Below are 19,911 nucleotides of genomic sequence, written 5' to 3' on the forward strand. Positions count from 1 at the left end.
GCTGCTTCCCTCCAGGTCGAAGGCTCCCGCGGTCGGCACGGGCGCGAGTCGCCGACGATCCTCCCAGTGCCGTCCCCGGCGGGGTCGTCCACCCCCGCCGAAGCGACGGTACCCGGTGAGGCCGCGGCGGCCCCGCACGGCCTCGACGGCCCCTTCGAGGCGATCACGGAGCCGTCACCGCGTGTGCCGCTACGGCGAGGGCGTGGACACGGCCCCCGCGGCAGCGCGGCGTCGCCGACGACGCGGCGGCGCTGGCGTCCGGGCCCGGCGCGGCGCCGCCGTCATCGCCCTCAGGAGGCCGTCCGGCCCCCGAGGGTGCGCAGCAGGCCGTGGGCCTCGTCCAGCCGGACGGGGAGGGCCTCGGGGTTGTCCGCCAGACGCATGGCGGTGAGTTCGCAGGCCATGGCGGTGTGGGCGGCGAGTACGGCGACCTTCTCGGCCGCGCCCGCCTCCACCAGGGCACCGGCCAGCCTGGTGGCCCGCTGCTGCCGGGTGAGGAGGTAGCGGGAGCGCAGGTCGCTGCTCTCACGGAGCAGGCGTGCCAGGACGGCCGAGTGCGCCGGCGAGAGCGCGGTGTGCGGCCTGACGGCGGTGTCCGCCTCCCTGAGCAGTTCGAGGGCGGTGCACAGGTCCTCGCCCAGCGGGCGGGGCGCCTTCTCCCGTACGTAGGCGCACATGCGGTCGGCCTCGGCTCCGTCGTCGGCGAACAGCACCTGTTGTTTGTCGCCGAAGTACCTGAAGAAGGTGGTCCGGCCGACTTCGGCGCGCTCGGCGATCGCGGCGACCGTGACGTTGTCGAATCCGTGTTCGGCGAAGAGTTGGAAGGCTGCTGACACGATCATGGCCCGGGCCTTGCGGCGTTTGCGGGCGTGGAGCGTGTCCGGGGGGTGGTGCATGAGGCGACCCTATCGAGTGGGGACCCGGTGCTCCCTGGTACTCAGGACCATTAGGACGGTAGTCCTGAAACGCGCCATAGGAGTCGGGATAGCGGGAAGTCGTCTGTCCTGTTGGTGGTGGGGAACGCAGCCGGTGGGCACAGGACGAGCCCACTCGGGCACACCGGTTGGCCCGGAATTTTATTGCAGAGCAGTCTTCTCCTGACAACCGCCTTCCGCTCCGTGGTGAACACCTGCCGGGAAAGTGGTTCCCCCCTGACGGAAGATATGCCTTCGGCGGGCCAACCATTTACGGTCGGCGTTCCTTGAACATCTTCCTGGAAACCTTTCAGGTTCCTAACTATTGGCATATCCGAGAGACCGGAACCTGCGCCCCGACGTGTCGACGCCGCGCCCTCCCGATTGTCGGTGCCCTGTGTCACAGTGAAGTCCTCATTCCCACACTGGAGTTGGTCATGGCGTATCTCCTGGTCATAGGCACACGCAAGGGACTCTTCACGGCCCGCAGCGAGAACCGGCGCGAGTGGGAGGTGAGCGGCCCCCACCGGCTCGACGCCGCGGACCACGCCAGCATGGACGCGGTGTACGCGGTCGGGATCGACCCGCACAGCGGTCGTGTCCTGGCCGGGTCGGAGAGCTCCCACTTCGGACCGAGCGTCTGGTACAGCGACGACCTGGGCCTGACCTGGCACGAGCCCGCCTCCGCGCCCATCACCTTCCCCGAGGACACCGGCGCCTCCCTCACCCGCGTCTGGCAGTTCGCCTTCGGCGACGACCCCGGGACCGTGTACGCGGGGGTGGAGCCGCACGCCCTGTTCCGGTCCTCCGACGCGGGGATGAGCTTCGAGCTCGTCCGCGCCCTGTGGGACCATCCCCACCGCGCCGACTGGTTCCCCGGCGCGGGCGGCGGCGCGATCCACACGATCCTGCCCGGCCTCCTGGGAGCGGGTGAGCGCTCCCCCGGCTCCATGACGGTGGCCATGTCCACCGGTGGCGTCTACCAGACCCGTGACGACGGAGCCGGCTGGACTCCGGCCAACCGGGGGATCTCGGCGGTGTTCCTGCCCGACGAGGAGCCCGAGTACGGGCAGTGCGTGCACAAGGTGGCCGCCGGGCCGAACGGTGTGCTCTACGCCCAGAACCACCACGGGGTCTACCGCAGCGAGGATCCCGCCGGACGGGGGTGGACCGCGGTGGAGAAGGGGCTGCCCACCGACTTCGGGTTCGCCATGGTCGCCCACCCGCACCGGCCGGAGACCGCGCTCAACTTCCCCGTGGTCAGCCAGGAGGTGCACCTGCCGCCCGACCACCGGCTGGGGGTGTACCGGACCGACGACGGGGGCGACAGCTGGCGGCCGTTCACACGGGGCCTGCCGGAGGACCCCTACTTCGGGATCGTGCTGCGCGACGGCGCCTGCACCGACGGCGCGGACGAGCCCGGGTTCTACTTCGGCACGCGCACCGGCGACGTCTACGCCGCCACCGACGACGGGCGGGGCTGGCACCCGGTGGCCGCGCACCTGCCCGACGTACTGTGCGTCCGCGCCGCGGAGGTGTGACATGCGGGTGACGGTACATCTGCCGGGACTGCTGCGCGCGGACGCCGACGGCTCCGCCCACGTCCCGCTGGAGGTCGACGACGGCACCGAGCTGGGCGGGGTCCTGGACGCGCTCACCGCCCGCCACCCCGGCCTGGACCGGCGGATCCGCGACGAGCAGGGAAGGCTGCGCCGCTACGTCAACGTGTTCGTGGACGAGGACGAGTGCCGGGCCGTGGGCGGGTTGGCCGCGCCGCTCCACGACGGCGCGGACGTGCGCGTGCTCCCGTCGGTGGCGGGCGGCTGACGGGGATCGGTGGTTCGACCAGAACCCGGCCCCGCCCCAGGTGTCGCCTTCGTTCGGGCCCGTCTTCGCACGATGATGGTCGGAAGGAAGCTCCGACGAGAACGAAGACGAGGATCTCCATGGCCACGATGCGTGCGGCCCGGCTCAACGTGAGGACCCGGACCCTGGAGCTCAGGGACGTTCCCAGGCCCGTCCCCGGCCGGGGCCAGGTCCTGGTCCGGGTCAGGGCGGCCGGGGTGTGCCTGTCCGACGTGCACCTGATCGACGGCACCCTCACACCGCTCTACCTGGAGGGTGACGAGGTCACCCTGGGGCACGAGGTGTCCGGTGTGGTGGAGGAGATCGGCCCCGACGTCATGGACCCCGAGGTGGGAGACCGGGTGATCCTCCAGGCGGGGCAGACCGACCGCTCCGGGAAGGTGCTCACCCGGGGCGTGGACTACGACGGCGGGTGGGCCGAGTACGCGCTCGCCGACGAGGAGACCCTCGTACCGATCCCCGACGACCTGCCCTTCGACCAGGCGGCGATCATCCCCGACGCCGTGTCCACCCCGTGGGCGGCGATCACGTCCACCGCCGACGTCGGACCGGCCGAGGCGGTCGCCGTGTGGGGCGTGGGCGGGCTGGGCGCGCACGCGGTCAAGCTGCTGCGCCTGGTGGGCGCGGCGCCGGTCATCGCCGCCGACCCCGACCCCCGGGCCCGGCAGCGCGCGCTCGACTTCGGCGCCGACGTGGCCCTGGACCCGACCGACCCGGACTTCCTGCCGACGATCGGCGAGATGACCGGCGGCCAGGGGCTCAGCACCGCCTTCGACTTCGCCGGCGCCCCGGTCGTGCGCGAGCAGGCCCTCCGGGTACTCGGAGAGCGCGGCCGCCTGGTGCTCGTCGGCCTGACCGACAAGCCGCTGGAGGTCAGGGACGGTACGCGCTTCAGCTACCTGCAGCAGCAGATCCTCGGCCACTACGGCTCCGAGCCCGAGCACGTCGTCCAGCTGGTGGAGCTGGCCAACGCGGGCCGGGTGGACTTCGCCAGCTCGATCAGCGGCACCCTCGGCCTGGAGGAGGCGCCCGCGGCGGTGGAGCGGCTGGAGAAGCGGACCGGCTCCCCGATCCGGCTCGTGCTCGAACCCTAGCCGTCCGAGGAGCACCGCCTCTCGCGGCCCCACCGCCGTCACGGGCGGGGGCCGCGCCGGCCGCGGTCCTCACGCCGTTCGCGGCCGCCCGCGACCGCGGACCCGCGTTCCTCCTGGTCCCGACGCCCGTGGCCACCCGGCCGCCCCGGGCCGGTGCGCGGCCCGCTCCGGCCTACCAGGCGGCGGGGGCGTAGTCCTTCAGGAAGCACCCGTACAGGTCCTCCCCCAGTTCGCCCCGCACGATGGGGTCGTACACGCGCGCGGCCCCGTCCTCCAGGTCCAGCGGCGCGTGGAACCCGGCCTCGGCCAGCCGCTCCTTGTCCGGGTGCGGCCGCTCGTCGGTGATCCACCCGGTGTCCACACTGGTCATCAGGATGCCGTCGGACTCCAGCATCTCCTGGGCGCTGGTGCGGGTGAGCATGTTCAGGGCGGCCTTGGCCATGTTGGTGTGGGGATGCCCCGCGCCCTTGTAACCGCGTCCGAACACGCCCTCCATCGCCGACACGTTCACGATGTAGGTACGGCGCGCGGAGGAGGCGGCCAGGGCCGGACGCAACCGGTCCACCAGCAGGAACGGCGCGCTCACGTTGCACAGCTGCACCTCCAGCATCTCGACGGGGTCGATCTCACCGACCCGCTGCGTCCAGCTGTTCACCGGCGCGAGGTCGGGGACCAGACCGCCCGCGTCGATCGCCGTCCCGGCGCGCACCCTCTCCATCGACGCCGAGCCCGTGGTCAGCGCCAGCGACGTGAGCATCCGCGGGGTGAACGCGTGCCGCGTCAGGACGGGCACGCCCGTGCCGTGGTCCGCGTCGGCTCCGTCCACGTCCTCGCCCGGAGCCTCCAGCACGCGGGGGCGCACACCGCCGAGGACCAGCGGCTCCGGCAGTCCCTCATCCGTGAGGGGCTCGGCCTCGGCCTCCAGCAGCGGCCCGTACGAACCCGGAGCCCGGCGCACCGTCTGAGCGGCGTTGTTGACGAGGATGTCCAGCGGCCCCTGTTCGGCCACCGAGTCGGCCAACCGCACCACCTGTGCGGGGTCGCGCAGGTCGATACCCACCACCCGCAGCCGGTGCAGCCACTCGGCGCTGTCCGGCATCGCGGCGAAACGGCGCACCGCGTCGTTGGGGAACCGCGTGGTGATGGTGGTGTGCGCGCCGTCCCGCAGCAGCCGGAGGGCGATGTACATGCCGATCTTCGCGCGGCCGCCGGTGAGCAGGGCCCGTCGGCCGGTCAGGTCGGTGCGGGCGTTCCGGCGCTGCCTGTTGAACGCCGCACACGTCGGGCACAGCTGGTGGTAGAAGGCGTCGACCTCCCGGTACTTCTCCTTGCAGACGTAGCAGGGCCTGGCCTTGCTCAACACGCCCGCGAGGGCGCCGCTGCTCCCGCTGGTGAGGGCGCGGCCGCTGGTCTCGTCGTCGATCCGGTCGGGCGCCGCGGTGGCGGTGGCCTCGAACACGGCCCTGTCGTGGGCCTTCCGCCTGGCCTGGCGCTCCTTGCGGCGCTGTTCCTTGACCCTCTTGAACAGTCCGGCGGTGGCCCGCTGCAGGGCGACCGAGTCCGGGTGCTCGCTGGGCAGGTCGCCCGCACGGGAGAGCACGTCCAGGCACACGGCCAACCGGTCGGGATCGATGCCCTCCACGGACTCCGCCCGCGTCTGCTCCTGAGTTCCCGCCCGTGTCTCCGGGTCCGTGTCCGTCATCGTGTCCGTCACCGCTCCGCCGCCGTCCTTGACCGCCCCTGCCGTCCGCACCGCGTCCGGTGATCCGGATGCCGCCGTCGTCACGGTTCTCCCATCGGGCGGCATGCTCCCGGTTCGGGGCCACCAGAACTTTATGCGTACCAAAGCACCACGTGGGGCACGAACCGGTACGGGCGACAGGCGACCATGGAGGGTAAGCAGACGACATGTGGGGCTCCCGTGCCCCACGAGCAGGGGGAGATCCGTGATCCAGCCGACGGCCGCCGTAACGAACACCGGTCCCGGACGCGAGCTCGTGGTGCTGCTCGACGAGGACCACCGGCGCGTGGGCGTCGCCGACAAGGCCACGGTGCACACCGAGGACACCCCCCTGCACCTGGCGTTCTCCTGTTACGTCCTGGACGCGGACGGACGTGTGCTGATCACCCGCCGGGCCCTCGGCAAGACCACCTGGCCGGGGGTGTGGACGAACAGCTGCTGCGGCCATCCCGCCCCCGACGAGGACTTCGAGGAGGCCGTGCGCCGCCGGGTCGCCCAGGAGCTGGGGATGGACGTCACCGGCGTGCGGCCCGCACTGCCCGACTTCCGGTACCGGGCGGTGTCGGCCGAGGGGATCGTGGAGAACGAGTTCTGCCCGGTGTTCTGGGCCCGCGCGGAAGGGGAGGCGGGCCCGAGGCCGGACCCGGACCCGTCGGAGGTCGCCGAGTACGCGTGGGCGGAGTGGCCGGACCTGGTGGCGGTCGCCGAGCGGACCCCCTGGCTGCTGAGCCCGTGGGCGGTCGAGCAGATCCCCCGCATGAACCCCTGACCGCGGCGGCGGGCGCGGGCTGGGCCCTTTCCGTGCCATGTCCGGGGGGAGGGGGCGCTGGAGGACCCGCGCGCGGGTAGGAGTCCGTGTGGTGCCCCCTCGTCCCCTGGAGCCGAACCCATGCCCGAACGCCCCTCCGGGCGGCCGCTCCGCCCGGCCGCCCTCGTCTTCGACGTTCTCGACACCCTCTTCCCGCTGGCGCCCCTGGAGTGGCGGTTCCGGGAGGCCGGCATTCCCCGGGTGCTCATGGCCCGCTGGTCGGCCCACCTGCTGCGGGACTCGTTCGCCCTGGCCCTGACGGGAGGTGGGGCCCCCGACGGCCCCGACTCCCCCGGTCCGGCCGACCGGTCCTTCGAGGGCGTGGTCCGCGGCGCGCTGAGGGACATCACGGGCCACCAGATCGCCCCGTCGGCCGAGGACGCCATCATCGGGGGCATGGCCGAACTCGACCCCCGCCCCGAGGCGGCCGCCGCCCTGCTCGCCGCACGCGGGGCCGGTCTGGGGGTGGCGACCCTGAACAACCACGACGGCGTCCTGCCCCGGAGGCTGCTGGAGCGCGCCGGCCTGCTGGACCTGGTGGAGGAGGTGCTGGCCGTGCGCCCCGCCGCCAGGTGGAAGCCGGCGCCCGGCGCCTACCGCGCCGCCGCGCGGTCCCTGGAGGTCCCCCCGGAGCGGCTGGCCCTGGTCACCGCGCACGGTTGGGACGTCGCGGGGGCGGGGAACGCACGGCTGGTGACCGGCTGGTCCTCCCACCTGGAGGGGCGCTTCCCGTCGGTCTTCGCCCCGCCGGACGTCCTCGGCCGGGACCTCGCCGAGACGGTGGACGGGCTCCTGGCCCTCCCCTCCTGAGCAGGCCCGGGCCCGGCTCGGGCTTCTAGAACGATCAGTCCTGGAAGGAGGGGCGATGGCGGTCGCCGACACCACCGTCCACCGTCACCCCGTCCCGGTGCCGTTCGCGCCCGCACCGAAGAACGAGCACAGCATGACCGCACGTTTCCACGGACGCACCACCCGCGTCGTGGGCGGCAGCAGGGGTATCGGCCGGAGTCATCCCTCCCAGGACTCGTCGTACTCGGGATGGTTCCGGTACACCCCGGCCAGGTACTTCACCGCCAGCCGCCAGGCCAGCAGTTCCGACCAGGGGTCACCGATGCTCTTGGACCACCGGGAGCCGGGGCCGGCGTGGGAGGAGGAGCGTGTGTCGGAGGTCAGAACCGGTTCGAGGATGCGCATGCTCGCACTGTGGGCCTGGGCGTAGCCGCGGACGATCTTGCGTTTGGCCGCGACCTCTGCCAGCGCCCTGTCCCGGCCGCGCGCTCCCGCGGGAGCGGTCTTCGACGCGCGTTCGTCCTCGTCCAGACGCGCGTTCAGGAACTCGACGATGGTCAACGGACGACTCCTCACCTGTCCCCCCGTTGCTCTGCCAAGGACCAGTATCGGCCATATACCCCGCTCGGACCACACCCCGGGCAGCGCGGAGGACACCCGGCCGGCCCCGGCCACACCCCGGTTCCGCCGGCCTCTCCCCCTCTCCACCGCCGTTCCCACGGGCACCCCGGACCTCTCTCAGACACATCCCTCGAACTGGGGCACGCTCTCCACCCTCTGGAGGCCGGTCTCACCGAACCAGGTGTCCAGGAACTCCTTGGCCTTGCCCTCCTGGTACATCAGGCTGATGGCCTTGTTGACGGCCTCGCAGGCGCGGACGTCGCCGTACGGCAGGCCGACGCCGTACTTCTCGTCGGTGAAGGGGTTGTTGACGAAGCGGAAGGCGGAGGGGTCCTCGGCGAGGAAGCCGGCCAGGATGAGGTTGTCGGTGGAGACGGCGTCCACGCCGCCCTCGCGCAGGGAGTCGATGCAGGCGCTGTAGCTGGGCTCCTCCGTCTTCCGGATGCCGATACCGAGGCCCTCGGCGATGCGCGCGGCGGAGTTGGAGCCCGCGCCCTGGCACACGCTGAGGCCCTCCAGGTCGCGCACGCCCTGGATGCCGGTGTCCTCGGCACGCACCAGCACGTCCTGTTTGGCGACGTAGTAGGGGCCGCCGAAGGTCACCTGGGTCTTGCGGACGGGGGTGATGGAGTAGGTGGCCACGACCATGTCCACATCACCGTCGATCAGCTTCTCCTCCCGATCGGCGGAGGTGACGCCGGTGAACTCCACGTCGTCGGCGGACACACCGAGCCGGCCGGCGATGTAGAGGGCCACGTCCACGTCGAAGCCCGTGATGTCGCCGTTCTCGTCCTTCAGCCCCAGTCCGGGCTGGTCGGTCTTGACTCCGATGGTCAGTGAGGTCGCGTCGACCAGCGACTCCTCCTCGCCCAGCACCGCTGAGCAGGCGGGCAGTCCGAGGACCGCGACGGCGGCCAGGGCGGCCGCGGTGATACGGCGGTGGCGAGACCTCATCGGCCTGTTCCTTGTCTCTCAGGGGCTCTCGGGTTCTTCGGTCTTCGTCGTCTTCCCCCGGAAAGCCCTCGGAGGCTTCCGAGGGCTCTCGGTTCCCTCTCGGACCTCAGCGGTACTCGGCCAGCCGGGGGCGGACCCCGAGCACGACGAGGACGAGCAGGAGAAGCGTTCCCACGGGCAGCAGCCACGTCCAGGGCTCGAGCACCGCGTCACCGCGCTCGATCCCCTCGCCGAACGCGCCCATGTGCAGGTCGATCAGCTCCTCCAGTGCACTCTCGTAGGTCTGGAAGGCGCCGTCCTCGATGTGTGCGATGCCCATGCGGATGTCGAGGGCCCCGGCCAGGTCCCCGTCCTCGGCGGCCGAGCGCAGTGCCCGGTCCTCGCCCTGGAGGGCCTTGTAGGACTCCAGCACCTCGGCGAGCGCGTCCTCCTGGCCGGACAGCAACGCGTCCTTCGCCCTCTGCCCCAGGTAACCGAGCGTGCCCGGGTCATCGGGATCGGACGCGTCCGGTCCCGGCAGGTCCGGATAGGATGCGGCCACCTCGTCGACGGCCTCGTAGTAGGCCTCCAGGTTGCTCGCGGGGCGGAACAGCACCTGCTGGGCCTGCTCCAGGTACACCTGCTGGTAGTTGTCGGCCCTGTCCCGGTCGACCAGATACCGGCTCTCGTCCGCCTGCATGTCGGTGGCGATCGCCCCGGCCCGGGACAGCGCCATGGCCGCGTCCAGACCCTCCTCCTTGGCGTCACGCTGGTGGCCCGCGCTGGTGACCAGGGCCAGGACCACCCCGGCCGTGAGCAGGACGGTGCCCGCCGTCGCCGCCGTCAGCGAGGCGTTGACCCGCCGGCGGAAACGCGCGCGCAGGTACAGCTGGAGGCCGATCAGCGCGGCGACCGCCACCGCGCCGACCGCGCCCACCCCCAGCAGTCCGCCCCCGACGGCCTCCTGCCGCTCCTCGTGGTTGGCCCGCACGATCGCCGACGAGTCCAGCCCCAGGTTGAACGCCTTGGGAAGCAGCTCGGTGTGCATCAGCCACGTGGCCCTGCGGTACGTCCTCAGGGCGGCCTCGTCCACCTGTCCCGGCGGGGCCTGCGCCTCGTCGTTGAGCAGGCGCGCCTCGGCGGCCAGCTGCTCGTAGGCACCCATCCCCTCCAGGACCGCCTGGACGTTGCGCTCCTCCACCTCGTCGTCCTCGGTCAGCGCGGCCGCCTGCAGCAGGGCCTCGCTGGCCTGTCTCCGGCTGGCCTCGTACCGCTCCTGTGCGTCCTCCCGGTCCGACCTGAGGTCGCGGTCGTTGCCCATGAGCAGCATGTCGGCCACCCGGGAGTCCATGTCGGCGAGCGCCAGGTACAGCTCGGTGGTCGCCTCGGCCTGCGGCCCGTTGCGCCTGAGCACGTCGAGGCCGTCGCGTGCCTGGCCGAGGGTGGAGGCCGCCGAGCCGAACAGCCCGGCGATCGCCACCGCGCACACCGTGGTCAGCAACCACACCCGGGCCGGAGTGGTGCCCAGCCGGCGGCGGGCGCGGACGCCCCGTTCACGTATACCGGTCCGCCGCGCCCGGTCGGAGTCGGGGGACATCAACGGGGGTCACCCCTTCTGGAGGATGATGACGGTCCATGCGCCGACGTAGATCCGGTCACTGTCATGCAGGGGAACCTCCACGTTGGGGGCGATGGGATCGACGGTCCCGTTGATCGTGGTGCCGTTGGTCGATCCCGGGTCGATGAGCGCCCAGGCGCCTCCGGGTTTGGCGATCAGGACCGCGTGGACGTGGGAGATCGCGGGATCGCCGCCGGGTCCGCCCAGGTCGATCTCGGGGACGAAGCCGCGGGAGGCGCTGCGCCGCCCGATGTGCACCCGGTCGCCCGTGAGCGCCACCCGGCGCTGCGCACTGCCCGCGGGGAAGGAGATCCGGGTGGAGTCGAGCATGCCCTGGTCGACCATGTACTGGTAGTACGCGGGGTCGGCGGCCACGATCGCGCGCCAGTGCGGTCCGGCCGGTGCGCCTCCCGCCCCGGAGTGTCCGCGCTGGAGGCTCCCGGACCGCGAGGCGAAGTCGAACCCGCACTCCTCGCAGAACCGTCCCGCCCGCGAGGTTCCGCACTCGGGGCAGGGGCCTCCCCTGGTCGCGGTCGGCGGACGGCGCGGTGCGGGGGGCCGCGCCGGGGACAGGGGCGGGGTCGGGTGTCGGTGTGACGGGGGCGGTGTCGGGGGGCGGACCTGGAGGCGCAGTCCGCAGACGTCGCAGAAGTCGGTCGCCGTGGAGCGGTGCCCGGAAGGGCAACTCGGCATGGGTCCCTCCTACCCGGGTACGGGGGCACCGCCGGTGTCCGGCCCGTTCTGTCGGGGCCGGGTCCGTACGGTCCGGGTCGAGTCGGTGTCCAGGGTCATCTCGTCGACCTTGTCGACACCGGGCTTGAGCCGGGCGGTTCCGGTGGCGGGGTCGACCACGTCGACGACCCTGTCGAGGAGCTTCGCCGTCTCCTCGTTGCCCGACTCGTGGGCGAGTGCGACGGCGCGGCCGAGCCGCGTGGTGGCGGTGTCGTCGTCGCCGCCGCGACGGGCGGCGAGCCCGTCCTGGATGGCCTGGGCCAGTTCGACCTGGCCGGTGTAGTGGGCCACCCGGGGGTTGATCTCCGTGGCCCTGGTCCCGTCCGCGGTCCACTCCGCGAGGATGTTGCCCGAGGCGAGCACCTGCTCCTGCGCACCGTCGGCCCCGGGAAGCACCACGCGCACCCATCCGGCGCGCAGCCGGCGTCCGGGATCACCTGGCGGCACCTCGACGCACACGTGGTAGTCGCGACTCTCGGTGCCCCAGGACCCGGTGGGGTGGCCGCCCGCCTGGGGCACGCGTTCCACCTCGCGTCCGGTGAGGTCCAGCACGGTGGGCGCGACCTGCTTGACGTGGCGCACCACGGAGTTCCGGGGCGTCCACAGGCGCAGCGCGACGTCGGCGACGGCTTTGCCCATGGACGCCCGGGTCATCGTCCGGAAGTCGGCGGCCATGTCGTCGGGGTCGGCGATGATGCCGGGCCCTGCGCCGAGAAGGGCGGCGTCGATGCGGCGCAGCTCGTCGACCTTCCAGCCGGTGCCCACTCCCTCGTTGTTCTGCCCGTCGGTGAGCAGGATGGCGTGTTTGACGCCGCCCCCGACCGTGGCGAACAGTTCGGCCGCACGGGGCAGCCAGGTGCCCATGCGGGTGCCGCCGTCGGCGCGCAGGCGGCCGATGGCCGCCAGGGCCTCGGCGCGGGTGGCGGCGTCGACCCGCGCCATCTCCGTTCCGTCCTCGGGGCAGAGCACGTGGGCCCTGCTGTGGCCGGTGACCACCGCGAAGCGGACTCCCTCGCGCAGGGTCTCGACGGCGGCCCGGGCCGCCCGCTTGGCGGCGTTGAGCCTCTCCCCGTACATCGACCCGGAGGTGTCGACGATGACGACCTCGGCCGCGTCCACCGACGAACCCGTCGCCACGGGGGCGTCGGAGGTGACGCTGACGACCGCGTGCACCTCGCGCCCGCCGGTCGGCAGGGACCTGTCCTGGTCGACCTCGATCCGGAAGGCGGTCCCGGTGGCACGGTCAGCCGTGTTCGGCACGGGGACCCCCTGGGGGCACGGGGATGACGACGACGGTGACGTTGTCCTTGCCGCCCGCCTGGAGGGCGAGGCTGACGTAGGCGCGGGCGGCGTCGCGGGGTCTGGCGCCCGCCTCGGGGACGGCGTCGGTCAGGTCCCGTGCCCCGGGGTAGTAGTTCCACAGGCCGTCGCTGCACAGCACGACGGCGCCGGGGCCGGTCGGGGTGACGGTGGAGATGTGCGCGTCGATCTCGCCGGAGTCCGCTCCCATCCACGCGATGAGGGCGTGGGCGTTGGCCGAGCGCATCGCCTCCTCCCGGGAGAGGGTGCCCATCTGCACCATCGCCTCGCTCCAGGAGTCGTCCTTGGTCAGGAGGGCGGAGGCGCTGGAGGAGGGGCCGCCGGAGAGCCAGTAGGCACGGCTGTCGCCGACCCAGCCGACGGTGACGGTGCCCGTGGCGGGGTCCACCACCGCGGACACGAAGGTGCAGGCGGGCGCGGATCCGGGCGAGTCGGCGATCCTGGCGACCGCCTCCGCGGCCCGGGTCATCGCCGCTCCGGTGGCCTCGCGGGGGTCGGCGCCCCCGCGCACCTGGTCCGCCAGGACCGCCACGCCGGTCTCGGCGGTGATCCGGGAGGCCTCGTCCGAGCGGGGTGAGCTGGAGACCCCGTCGCAGACCACGGCGCAGACCACGCCGGGCGCGCGGGGGGAGTCGGCCTCGACCACGCGGATCGCCATGGCGTCCTCGTTGCGCTTGTGCCGCAGTCCCCGGTCGCTGACGCCGGCGGCGGCGTGCGTGCGCACCTCGACGTGGTCGCGGCCGGTGGGCTGGAGGAGGCCGCATCTCTCGCAGTAGCCGTCACCGACCCGGCCGGGGCACCACACGCACAGTCTGGGGTTGGTGGCCTGCACCGGGTTGCTGCCGGTGGCGGGCGGCGGCCAGTCGGGGACCTCCTGCGACGGTTCGGACAGGGTCGGGGACGACGGCGGGCCGTCGCGCCGCACGGGCTGGGTGGCGAGGGGGTCGGCCAGGCTCACCTGCGGAGCCGTCGGAGCGCCTTCGGCCGGGACCAGGCCCGGACGTTCGCCCGGCACCGCGTTCAGGCTCACCTGCGGCGCGGTGGGGGCTCCCCCGTCCGGAACCAGGCCCGGGCGCGTTCCGTTGCCGGGCGCGTTCCGGGCTGGGCCGTCGTCCGGCACCGCGCCGGACATGCTCGCCTGCGGAGCCGTGGGCACCGAGTCGGGGTGCTCCGCGGGCATGGCCCCGGCGTCCTCGGGGAGGGGCCGACCGCACCCCTCGCAGAAGACGTCTCCCACGGCCACCCTGTCCGAGCAGGCAGGGCAGGTCCACACCTTGGTCATCGACGTTCCCTCGATCCTCACAGCAGCGTCACGGGGCGTAGGGAGTTGGCCCTGTCGACGAGTTCGTAGCGTTCCGAGCGCACGGTGGCGCGCTGGGCCAGAGTGCGGTAGCGGCGTTCCAGGTTGGTCCGCACGCCCTCCTCGGTGAGCGGGCCGCCGAGCAGTTCCTCCCCGCCCGGGGCCCTACCCCCCGCGTGGAGCCAACCCAGGGCCGACTCCAGTACCTGGGCGGCCAGGCGGTCGGAGGACTCGCTGTCCAGGCCGATCCGCTCCAGGCGCCGGCCGGCCTGCACGAGGTCGGCGGCGTCCGTTCCGTGGTGCTGCGCCGCGAGCACGGCGATCAGCGCGGTCTGGGCGTGGACGTGGAGGCTGGACAGTTCCGGCACCGTGTCCAGGACCGCGATGGCCTCGGCCCGGTCCCCCTGGGCCAGGCGGATGCGGGCCAGGCCGAACGCGGCGCTGACGAAGGAGTGGTCGGTCCTCCAGACCGTCTGGAACTGGCGTGCTGCGGTTCCGTGCTCGCCGGTCCTCTCACAGGCCAGGGCCAGTCCCAGCTTGGGCGCGGCCTCACCGGGAAGGTGGTCGTACAGCTCGTCGAAGTGGTCGCGGGCCTCGCGGAACCGGCCGGTGCTCAGCTCGGCCACCGCCAGGTGCCACATGGTGCGCCAGTCCCCGGGGACCGCCACGCTGAACTGCTGGAGGGCGTCCATGGCCTCGCCGTGGCGGCCGGCGGTGATGAGCGACCGGGCCAGCATCAGCAGGGTCTCGGGGGTGGGCTCGGGCATGGAGCGCAGCGCGGGGACGAGTTCCTCGGGGGAGAGCGTCCGGAAGCCGCGCAGGTGCTGGGCGGCGGGGTCGGCCGGGTCGATGAGGGGCGCGGGCAGCAGCGCGGCCGCCTCGGTGGGCGGGGGCGGGGCGAGCATGCGGTCGGTGTTGTGGACGCGCACGGAGCGGCCGATGGCGGAGTTCTCCCCGCCGAAGAGGGGGGAGGCGGCCGGGTGCGGTACGCCCTCCGTGTCGGAGAGGACCTCGCGCAGCACCCCGGTGAGCTGGTCGGCCATGTCGTCGGCGTCGTGGAAGCGCAGTTCGGGCTCGCTGTGGGTGGCACGGCGCAGCAGCCGGTCGAAGGACTCGTGGCGCTGGAGCAGCGGCACCGTCTCCCGCGGCGGGATGCTGTGCGGGTGCTCGCGCATGAAGCTGAAGCGGAAGCTGAGCACGGCCAGGGCGCGGCCCACCGAATACAGGTCGGCGCTGACGGTGGGACCGGGATCGCGCAGCTCGTCCTCGGGCACCCGGTAGCCGGGGGTGGTGTAGACGGGGCTGGTGGTGTCGTCCATGCGCCGCACGCCGCCCAGGTCGATGAGCTTGATCTGCTCCTCGCTCTGGATGACGTTGTCGGGCTTGAAGTCGCAGTAGAGCAGACCCTTGGAGTGCAGGTGGCCCAGGGCGCGCAGGACCTCCAGTCCGTAGGCGATGGCCTGGTCCACGGGCAGGACCGCGTCGGGATCGTCCTCGCGGCGCTCGATGAGCAGCTCGCGCAGGGACTTGCCCCCCACGTACTCCATGACGATGTGGCCGCCGGGGATGCCGGTGCGCGGGTCCGGGTGCCGGGAGAAGTTGATGATCTTGACGATGTTGGGGTGCTCGACCTGGGAGAGGAACGCGCGCTCGGCGGCGGCCGCCTTGTGCGCCTCGGCGTCCCCGGCGTTGAGCAGGCCCTTGAGGACCACCCAGCGGTCGTTGACGTTGCGGTCGCGGGCCAGGTAGATCCAGCCGAGTCCGCCGTGGGCCAGGCAGCCGAGCACCTCGTACTGCCCGCCGACCATGTCCCCCGGGGAGAGCTTGGGGGTGAAGGAGAACTGGGTCCCGCACTTGCGGCAGAATCCCTCGGTGCGGCCGGGCTGGTCGTCCCGGGACCGGCCGACCCTCTCGCCGCAGTTGCCGCAGAAGCGGTTCTTCTCCGAGACGACGGGGTTGTCCATGACGGCTTCGGCGGGGTCCCGGTAGGGGACGAAGGGCACCTGGACCATGCCCATGCCGAGCATGCCCCGCGAGGAGCGGCGGCTGCCGCGCCCCGGGCTCCCGCCGCCGGCACCGGCGCCCACGGCGCCGGAGACACTGCCGGGCCCTGAGCGCCCGGAGAGCCTGACGTTGCCGGAGACGGGGTGGGAGTGCACCGGATCGCCGCCGGAGGATTCCCCTCCCGAGGGGCTGGAGGACAGCCACCGGTCGAGCGCCTCGTCCCGGCTTCCGGGCACGCCGGGTGCGCTCCCCGGGGCGGAGGGGCGGGGCGGCCTCTGCGGGTCCGGGGTCCGCGGGGGCGAGCCGAAGGACGCCTGCGGGCCCGGACCGTACCCCGAGGGGGCCTGCCGGGGCGCGGGGGCGGGGAAGGGAGCGGGCCGCCTCGGGACGGGTCCCGGGCCGCGCGGCCCCGGCACACCGGAGGGGCCGGGCGCACCGGGCGGGACCGCCGGCGCGGCTCCGGACGGAGGGGTCGGGGGTTGGTTCGGGGGGACCGGCGCCTGCGGGGGACCCGCGTCCACGGGAGCCAGCCCGCACACACCGCAGAAGCCGTCCTCGATCAGGCCGCGGCAGTCGGGGGTCGTGCACTTGGTCATCTGCTCACACCACCATCGCTCTCGCCGTCTGACGCGCCCTCGTCCGGTGTGGTTCTGTTCGCGGGGGTGCCGGTTCCCCCGAGCTCCTGGAGCGCGCGCTGGTACGAGGACAGGGCCACCGTGGCCGCGCGCAGGTCGCAGGGGGCGGTCCACAGCTCCCAGTGCGCCACGCGGTGGAGCCCGACCAAGCGCTCGTCCTCGGCGACCCCGAGCCGGACCGCGCGGGCCCGGTAGGCGTCCAGGCGGCCGCGGAGCTCGGCGCGGCGGTGCAGGAGCCCGGTGAGGTCGGCCTCGCGCCCGTGCGCGTCGTCGGCGGCCTCGTGGACGGTGCGCTGCAGCTCGCCGAAGCGCGCGCCGAGTTCGCGCCACCGGCTCCGGGAGCGCAGGGCGTCCATGTCCGCGATACCGTCCCTCAGCCCGGGGAGGGGGTCGGGGACCTCGATCGGGTGGGGTGAGGAGATCTTGGCGACGACCTGTTCGCGCAGTCGGCGGACGCGGGCGAGGACCTCGCCGACGCCGTCGATGGCGGATCGGAGCCGCTCGACGCTCTCGGTGTAGGAGTCGCGCATGCGCAGGGCGTCGCGGAGCTCGCCGCGTACGCGCTCCAGCCGCAGGCGCAGCCCTTCGAGGGAGGAGGTGTCCACGTGTCCCCCCTCGACGAGCGAGAGGGGGTCGCACCGCACGGTGGTGCCCACCGCGTCCAGGTCGGCGCGCAGGGCCTCGTGCTCGCTCTCACCGAGTCCGACCAGGTCGGAGAGGGTGCAGATCTCGTGCCACATGGCGTCGAGCCCGGCCAGGCGCGGGTGGAGGGCGTCCCAGGCCGTCTCGACGGCCGAGATGACCTCGGTGGCCTCCTCGTAGTCGGCCGACATGCGGGCGACGGCGGCGGCGAGGGTGGTGGACTCCCCGTCTGTGTGGAGCAGTCCGCGCCCGTCCAGCGGGACGTCCCTGTCGGGCAGCGGCACGGAGTCGCCGTTGAGCAGGAAGGTCAGGAGGGCCTGGTCCTCGGGGCCGCCGCCTCCGGAGACACGGAGGTCCCGGGCGCGGTCGACGACGCGGCGGAAGGCGTCGTAGACCGTCCACAGGCTGTGGATGTGGCCGTCGGCGTGCTTCCAGCGCCGACGGGTGCGTCCGACGAGGTCGGCTCCCCGGAGCATCCGGTGGCCGACGTGGCCGTCCAGGTCGGTGAGGTCGAGGGCGATCCGGTCGGCCTCGCCGCGCACACGGTTGAGCGCGTGGTCGATGCCCTCCCAGCTCATGGGCGGCGTGCTCGCCCCAGACGCGCTGGCCACCTACCGTATTCCTTCCGGCGTCCTCGGTCCTGCGCCCGTCCCGGGCGTGAACGGTCGATGTTCCTTTACCTAGACAAGAGTCTGGCGTCGACCCACCGGAACCACAAGGGAAAGGGCGGTTTGCGGCCACGAACGGCCACATATGCCGTGTTTGCGAAACAAGAGCACCATGACACGACACATGGCTCTCCCATCACAGGAGTCACGTCCCACCCGTACTCCGCCGGTGCCCGTCCGTGCTTCGGGGTGTGTGGGCCAGGACGAAACGGGCCCGTTCGGCGACCGGTACGCGCGGCAGTTCCACCAGTTCGTATCCGCACGCCGGGTAGGCCCGCACCATCGCCCGGTAGGTGCGCTCGGCCTCCTCGGGGGACTGGTGGCGCTCGGCGTCGCCGGTGAAGATCTCGGGCCACGGCGGGGCGATGAACACCCTGCGGCGGTACCGGAACCGGCGGGCCGCCTCGGTGACGTGCTCCGGGACCGGCAGGCCGCGCAGCAGGAAGTACCCGACCATGTCGGGGACGCCCCGGTCGCAGAAGACCGGCCCGGGCAGGGCCGCGGCCTCGCGGTGGGTGCGCATCTCCCACGCGAGCATGAGTTCGGCGAAGAGGTCGTCGTCGTGCCAGGCCAGACCTCGGCCGCCGATCTCCCTCTGGTCCCGGATGATCGCCCGTCCGGCCTCGGTCGTGCGCGCGTAACCGAGCGAGGCCAGGTGGTCGAGCAGGGTGGTCTTGCCCGATCCCGGGCCTCCGGTGACGACGACGAGGTGGTCCATGGTCTCTCCCAGTGGTGTCGGGCGGGTGTTCCGGTCCGGGACGCGGAGGGCGCGGCAGACGCGGCAGACCGGGGCGCCGCGTCCGAGGACGCGGCGCCCCGGAGGGAACCGCCCTAACCGGGCAGTTCCGCCTCGATCAGGTCGGCCGCGTAGGAGGTGCCGCCGGCCTGGAGCCGGGCGCTGATGTCGGCCAGCCTGCGGGCGACCTCCGGATCGGAGGCCAGCTCCAGCAGCGTCGAGCGCAGCAGGTCCGCGGTGGCGTCCGCGGTGTCGATCCGCCGGGCGACGCCGAGCTCCTCCAGGCGGTCGGCGTTGCCGAACTGGTCGACGGCCTGCGGGACGGCGATCATCGGGACCCCGCTGTACAGGCCCTCGCTGGAGCCTCCCATGCCGGCGTGGGTGACGAAGGCGTCGGCCTGGCGCAGGACGGCCAGCTGCGGCACCCAGGAGTGCGTCTCGACGTTGGCGGGGGCCTCCCCCAGCTCGGCCGGGTCCATGTACTTGCCGATCTGCAGCACCACGTGCCACCCGGGCAGGTCGCCGAAGGCCTTCAGGCACTCGCGGTAGAACCCCGGCTGGTTGGTGTAGGCCGATCCCAGGGAGACCAGCAGGACCTTCCCGGCGTCCGCGGGGCGGGTCCACTCCCCCTGGTCGGCCCGCTCTCCCAGGCACGGCCCGACGAAGGTGACCGTGTCGGGCACGGTGTCGGCGAACGGCTGCATCTCGCGCGGGATCATCGCCAGCGACCGCTCCGGACGTGCGACGAAGGAGGTGTGGTCCAGGCCGGTGACGCCGTTCTCGGCCAGCCAGGCGTCCATCTTCCCGAAGTGCTCCGCCGCTCCGGGCAGGGAGCGCACCTCCGCCATGGCGGTGTCGCCGTAGTCCGCCCAGGCCACGTAGGTGGGCGAGAGCTGCACGGACGGGATGCCCCAGCCGATGCCGAGCATCCGGGCGCCGTAGCCCGCGATGTCGTACAGGAACAGGTCGGGGCGGTCGGCACCGTAGGCGGCCCGCAGGACGGGCAGCTGGGTGATCGCCTCGTCCAGGAAGACGTCCATCCCCGCGACCGGGTCGTCCGGCCACTCCTCGTCCCCGGTGGGCAGGGTCGTGGCGTACGGGACGAGTTCGGCGCCGGTTCCGGTGACCAGGTCGGCCATCACGGGGTCGTTGGCGTAGGTGACGCGGTGTCCCCGGTCCACCAGCTCACGGATGATCTCCAGGCTGGGCAGGGTGTGGCTCACGGCGGGGATGCCGATCATGGCGATGTGGGCGCGACGGTGCATCGCTGCTTCTCCAGGAGTGTGTGTCCACGGGCAGGGCTGAGGAGCACCGGCCCCGGGCGGGGCGGGTGCGCGCGGCGTCGGGGGGACGCCTGCCTCTAGCCGTAGATCTGGAGGAAGTGCACGGACCCATGCTATCCGCGGCCCGGGCGGAAAACACCCCGGGGTCTGTCTGCTCGGCCCGGAGATGCGGTTCGGACGCCGGAGGCGCCGGAGGTTCCCGCCTTC

The 19,911-nt window shown here is 73.0% G+C and carries 17 protein-coding genes; 5 read left to right on the forward strand and 12 right to left on the reverse strand.

All coding sequences use genetic code 11. The features are described 5' to 3' along the window. Positions 1 to 290: 290 nt before the first annotated feature. Positions 291 to 896: a TetR/AcrR family transcriptional regulator gene (locus A6A08_RS01750; protein WP_073700705.1), complete on the reverse strand. Its 606-nt coding sequence runs from the start codon at positions 894 to 896 to the stop codon at positions 291 to 293. A 455-nt stretch (positions 897 to 1,351) separates the two neighbouring features. Between A6A08_RS01750 and A6A08_RS01755 the strand changes: the two genes are divergently transcribed. From A6A08_RS01755 to A6A08_RS01765, 3 genes are all read left to right on the forward strand, one after another. Then, positions 1,352 to 2,455: a sialidase family protein gene (locus A6A08_RS01755; protein ID WP_073700706.1), complete on the forward strand. Its 1,104-nt coding sequence runs from the start codon at positions 1,352 to 1,354 to the stop codon at positions 2,453 to 2,455. Between the two features lies 1 nt (position 2,456). Continuing rightward, positions 2,457 to 2,741: a MoaD/ThiS family protein gene (locus tag A6A08_RS01760; RefSeq protein ID WP_073700707.1), complete on the forward strand. Its 285-nt coding sequence runs from the start codon at positions 2,457 to 2,459 to the stop codon at positions 2,739 to 2,741. Positions 2,742 to 2,860: 119 nt separating this feature from the next. Continuing rightward, positions 2,861 to 3,874 (forward strand): zinc-binding dehydrogenase, encoded by a 1,014-nt coding sequence (locus tag A6A08_RS01765; protein WP_073700708.1) that lies wholly within the window; start codon positions 2,861 to 2,863, stop codon positions 3,872 to 3,874. Between the two features lie 172 nt (positions 3,875 to 4,046). On the opposite strand, the gene A6A08_RS01770 is transcribed toward A6A08_RS01765, so the two are convergent. Next, on the reverse strand, positions 4,047 to 5,576 hold the full coding sequence (locus tag A6A08_RS01770; RefSeq protein WP_073701058.1) for an SDR family oxidoreductase: 1,530 nt from the start codon (positions 5,574 to 5,576) through the stop codon (positions 4,047 to 4,049). Between the two features lie 244 nt (positions 5,577 to 5,820). Between A6A08_RS01770 and idi the strand changes: the two genes are divergently transcribed. Together idi and A6A08_RS01780 are read left to right on the forward strand one after the other, a co-directional pair. After that, positions 5,821 to 6,384 carry an isopentenyl-diphosphate Delta-isomerase gene (idi, locus tag A6A08_RS01775; RefSeq protein ID WP_073700709.1) on the forward strand — a complete coding sequence of 188 codons (564 nt, stop codon included), beginning with the start codon at positions 5,821 to 5,823 and terminating at the stop codon, positions 6,382 to 6,384. Between the two features lie 120 nt (positions 6,385 to 6,504). Continuing rightward, a complete protein-coding gene (locus tag A6A08_RS01780) occupies positions 6,505 to 7,233 on the forward strand; it encodes an HAD family hydrolase (protein WP_073700710.1) in 729 nt (242 codons plus the stop codon). Between the two features lie 198 nt (positions 7,234 to 7,431). On the opposite strand, the gene A6A08_RS01785 is transcribed toward A6A08_RS01780, so the two are convergent. The 10 genes from A6A08_RS01785 to A6A08_RS01830 form a co-directional block, all read right to left on the reverse strand. Then, on the reverse strand, positions 7,432 to 7,773 hold the full coding sequence (locus A6A08_RS01785; RefSeq protein WP_073700711.1) for a DUF6221 family protein: 342 nt from the start codon (positions 7,771 to 7,773) through the stop codon (positions 7,432 to 7,434). 177 nt (positions 7,774 to 7,950) lie between these two features. After that, a complete protein-coding gene (locus tag A6A08_RS01790; protein WP_073700712.1) occupies positions 7,951 to 8,787 on the reverse strand; it encodes a glutamate ABC transporter substrate-binding protein in 837 nt (278 codons plus the stop codon). Positions 8,788 to 8,893: 106 nt separating this feature from the next. Then, entirely contained in the window at positions 8,894 to 10,363 is a 1,470-nt protein-coding gene (locus A6A08_RS01795) for a hypothetical protein (RefSeq protein WP_242422054.1), read from the reverse strand. Positions 10,364 to 10,372: 9 nt separating this feature from the next. Then, positions 10,373 to 11,077, reverse strand: coding sequence for an FHA domain-containing protein (locus A6A08_RS01800; RefSeq protein WP_073700713.1), 705 nt, complete (start codon positions 11,075 to 11,077; stop codon positions 10,373 to 10,375). A gap of 9 nt (positions 11,078 to 11,086) precedes the next feature. Next, a complete protein-coding gene (locus A6A08_RS01805) occupies positions 11,087 to 12,376 on the reverse strand; it encodes a VWA domain-containing protein (RefSeq protein WP_073700714.1) in 1,290 nt (429 codons plus the stop codon). Further along, positions 12,360 to 13,718, reverse strand: coding sequence for a PP2C family serine/threonine-protein phosphatase (locus tag A6A08_RS01810; protein WP_073700715.1), 1,359 nt, complete (start codon positions 13,716 to 13,718; stop codon positions 12,360 to 12,362). The genes A6A08_RS01805 and A6A08_RS01810 overlap by 17 nt, the downstream gene beginning before the upstream one ends. Positions 13,719 to 13,735: 17 nt before the next feature. Next, positions 13,736 to 16,336, reverse strand: a complete 2,601-nt coding sequence (locus A6A08_RS01815; protein ID WP_378701101.1) for a tetratricopeptide repeat protein — start codon at positions 16,334 to 16,336, stop codon at positions 13,736 to 13,738. Continuing rightward, positions 16,333 to 17,595 carry a hypothetical protein gene (locus A6A08_RS01820; protein WP_073700716.1) on the reverse strand — a complete coding sequence of 421 codons (1,263 nt, stop codon included), beginning with the start codon at positions 17,593 to 17,595 and terminating at the stop codon, positions 16,333 to 16,335. The genes A6A08_RS01815 and A6A08_RS01820 overlap by 4 nt, the downstream gene beginning before the upstream one ends. A gap of 235 nt (positions 17,596 to 17,830) precedes the next feature. Next, the gene (locus A6A08_RS01825; protein ID WP_073700717.1) at positions 17,831 to 18,403 is read right to left on the reverse strand and encodes an AAA family ATPase; all 573 of its coding nucleotides are present in this window, start codon (positions 18,401 to 18,403) and stop codon (positions 17,831 to 17,833) included. 113 nt (positions 18,404 to 18,516) lie between these two features. Beyond that, positions 18,517 to 19,686, reverse strand: a complete 1,170-nt coding sequence (locus A6A08_RS01830; protein ID WP_073700718.1) for a macrolide family glycosyltransferase — start codon at positions 19,684 to 19,686, stop codon at positions 18,517 to 18,519. Positions 19,687 to 19,911 lie beyond the last annotated feature (225 nt).

The organism is Nocardiopsis sp. TSRI0078, assembly GCF_001905145.1.
In the GTDB taxonomy this organism is placed as follows: Bacteria; Actinomycetota; Actinomycetes; order Streptosporangiales; family Streptosporangiaceae; genus Nocardiopsis.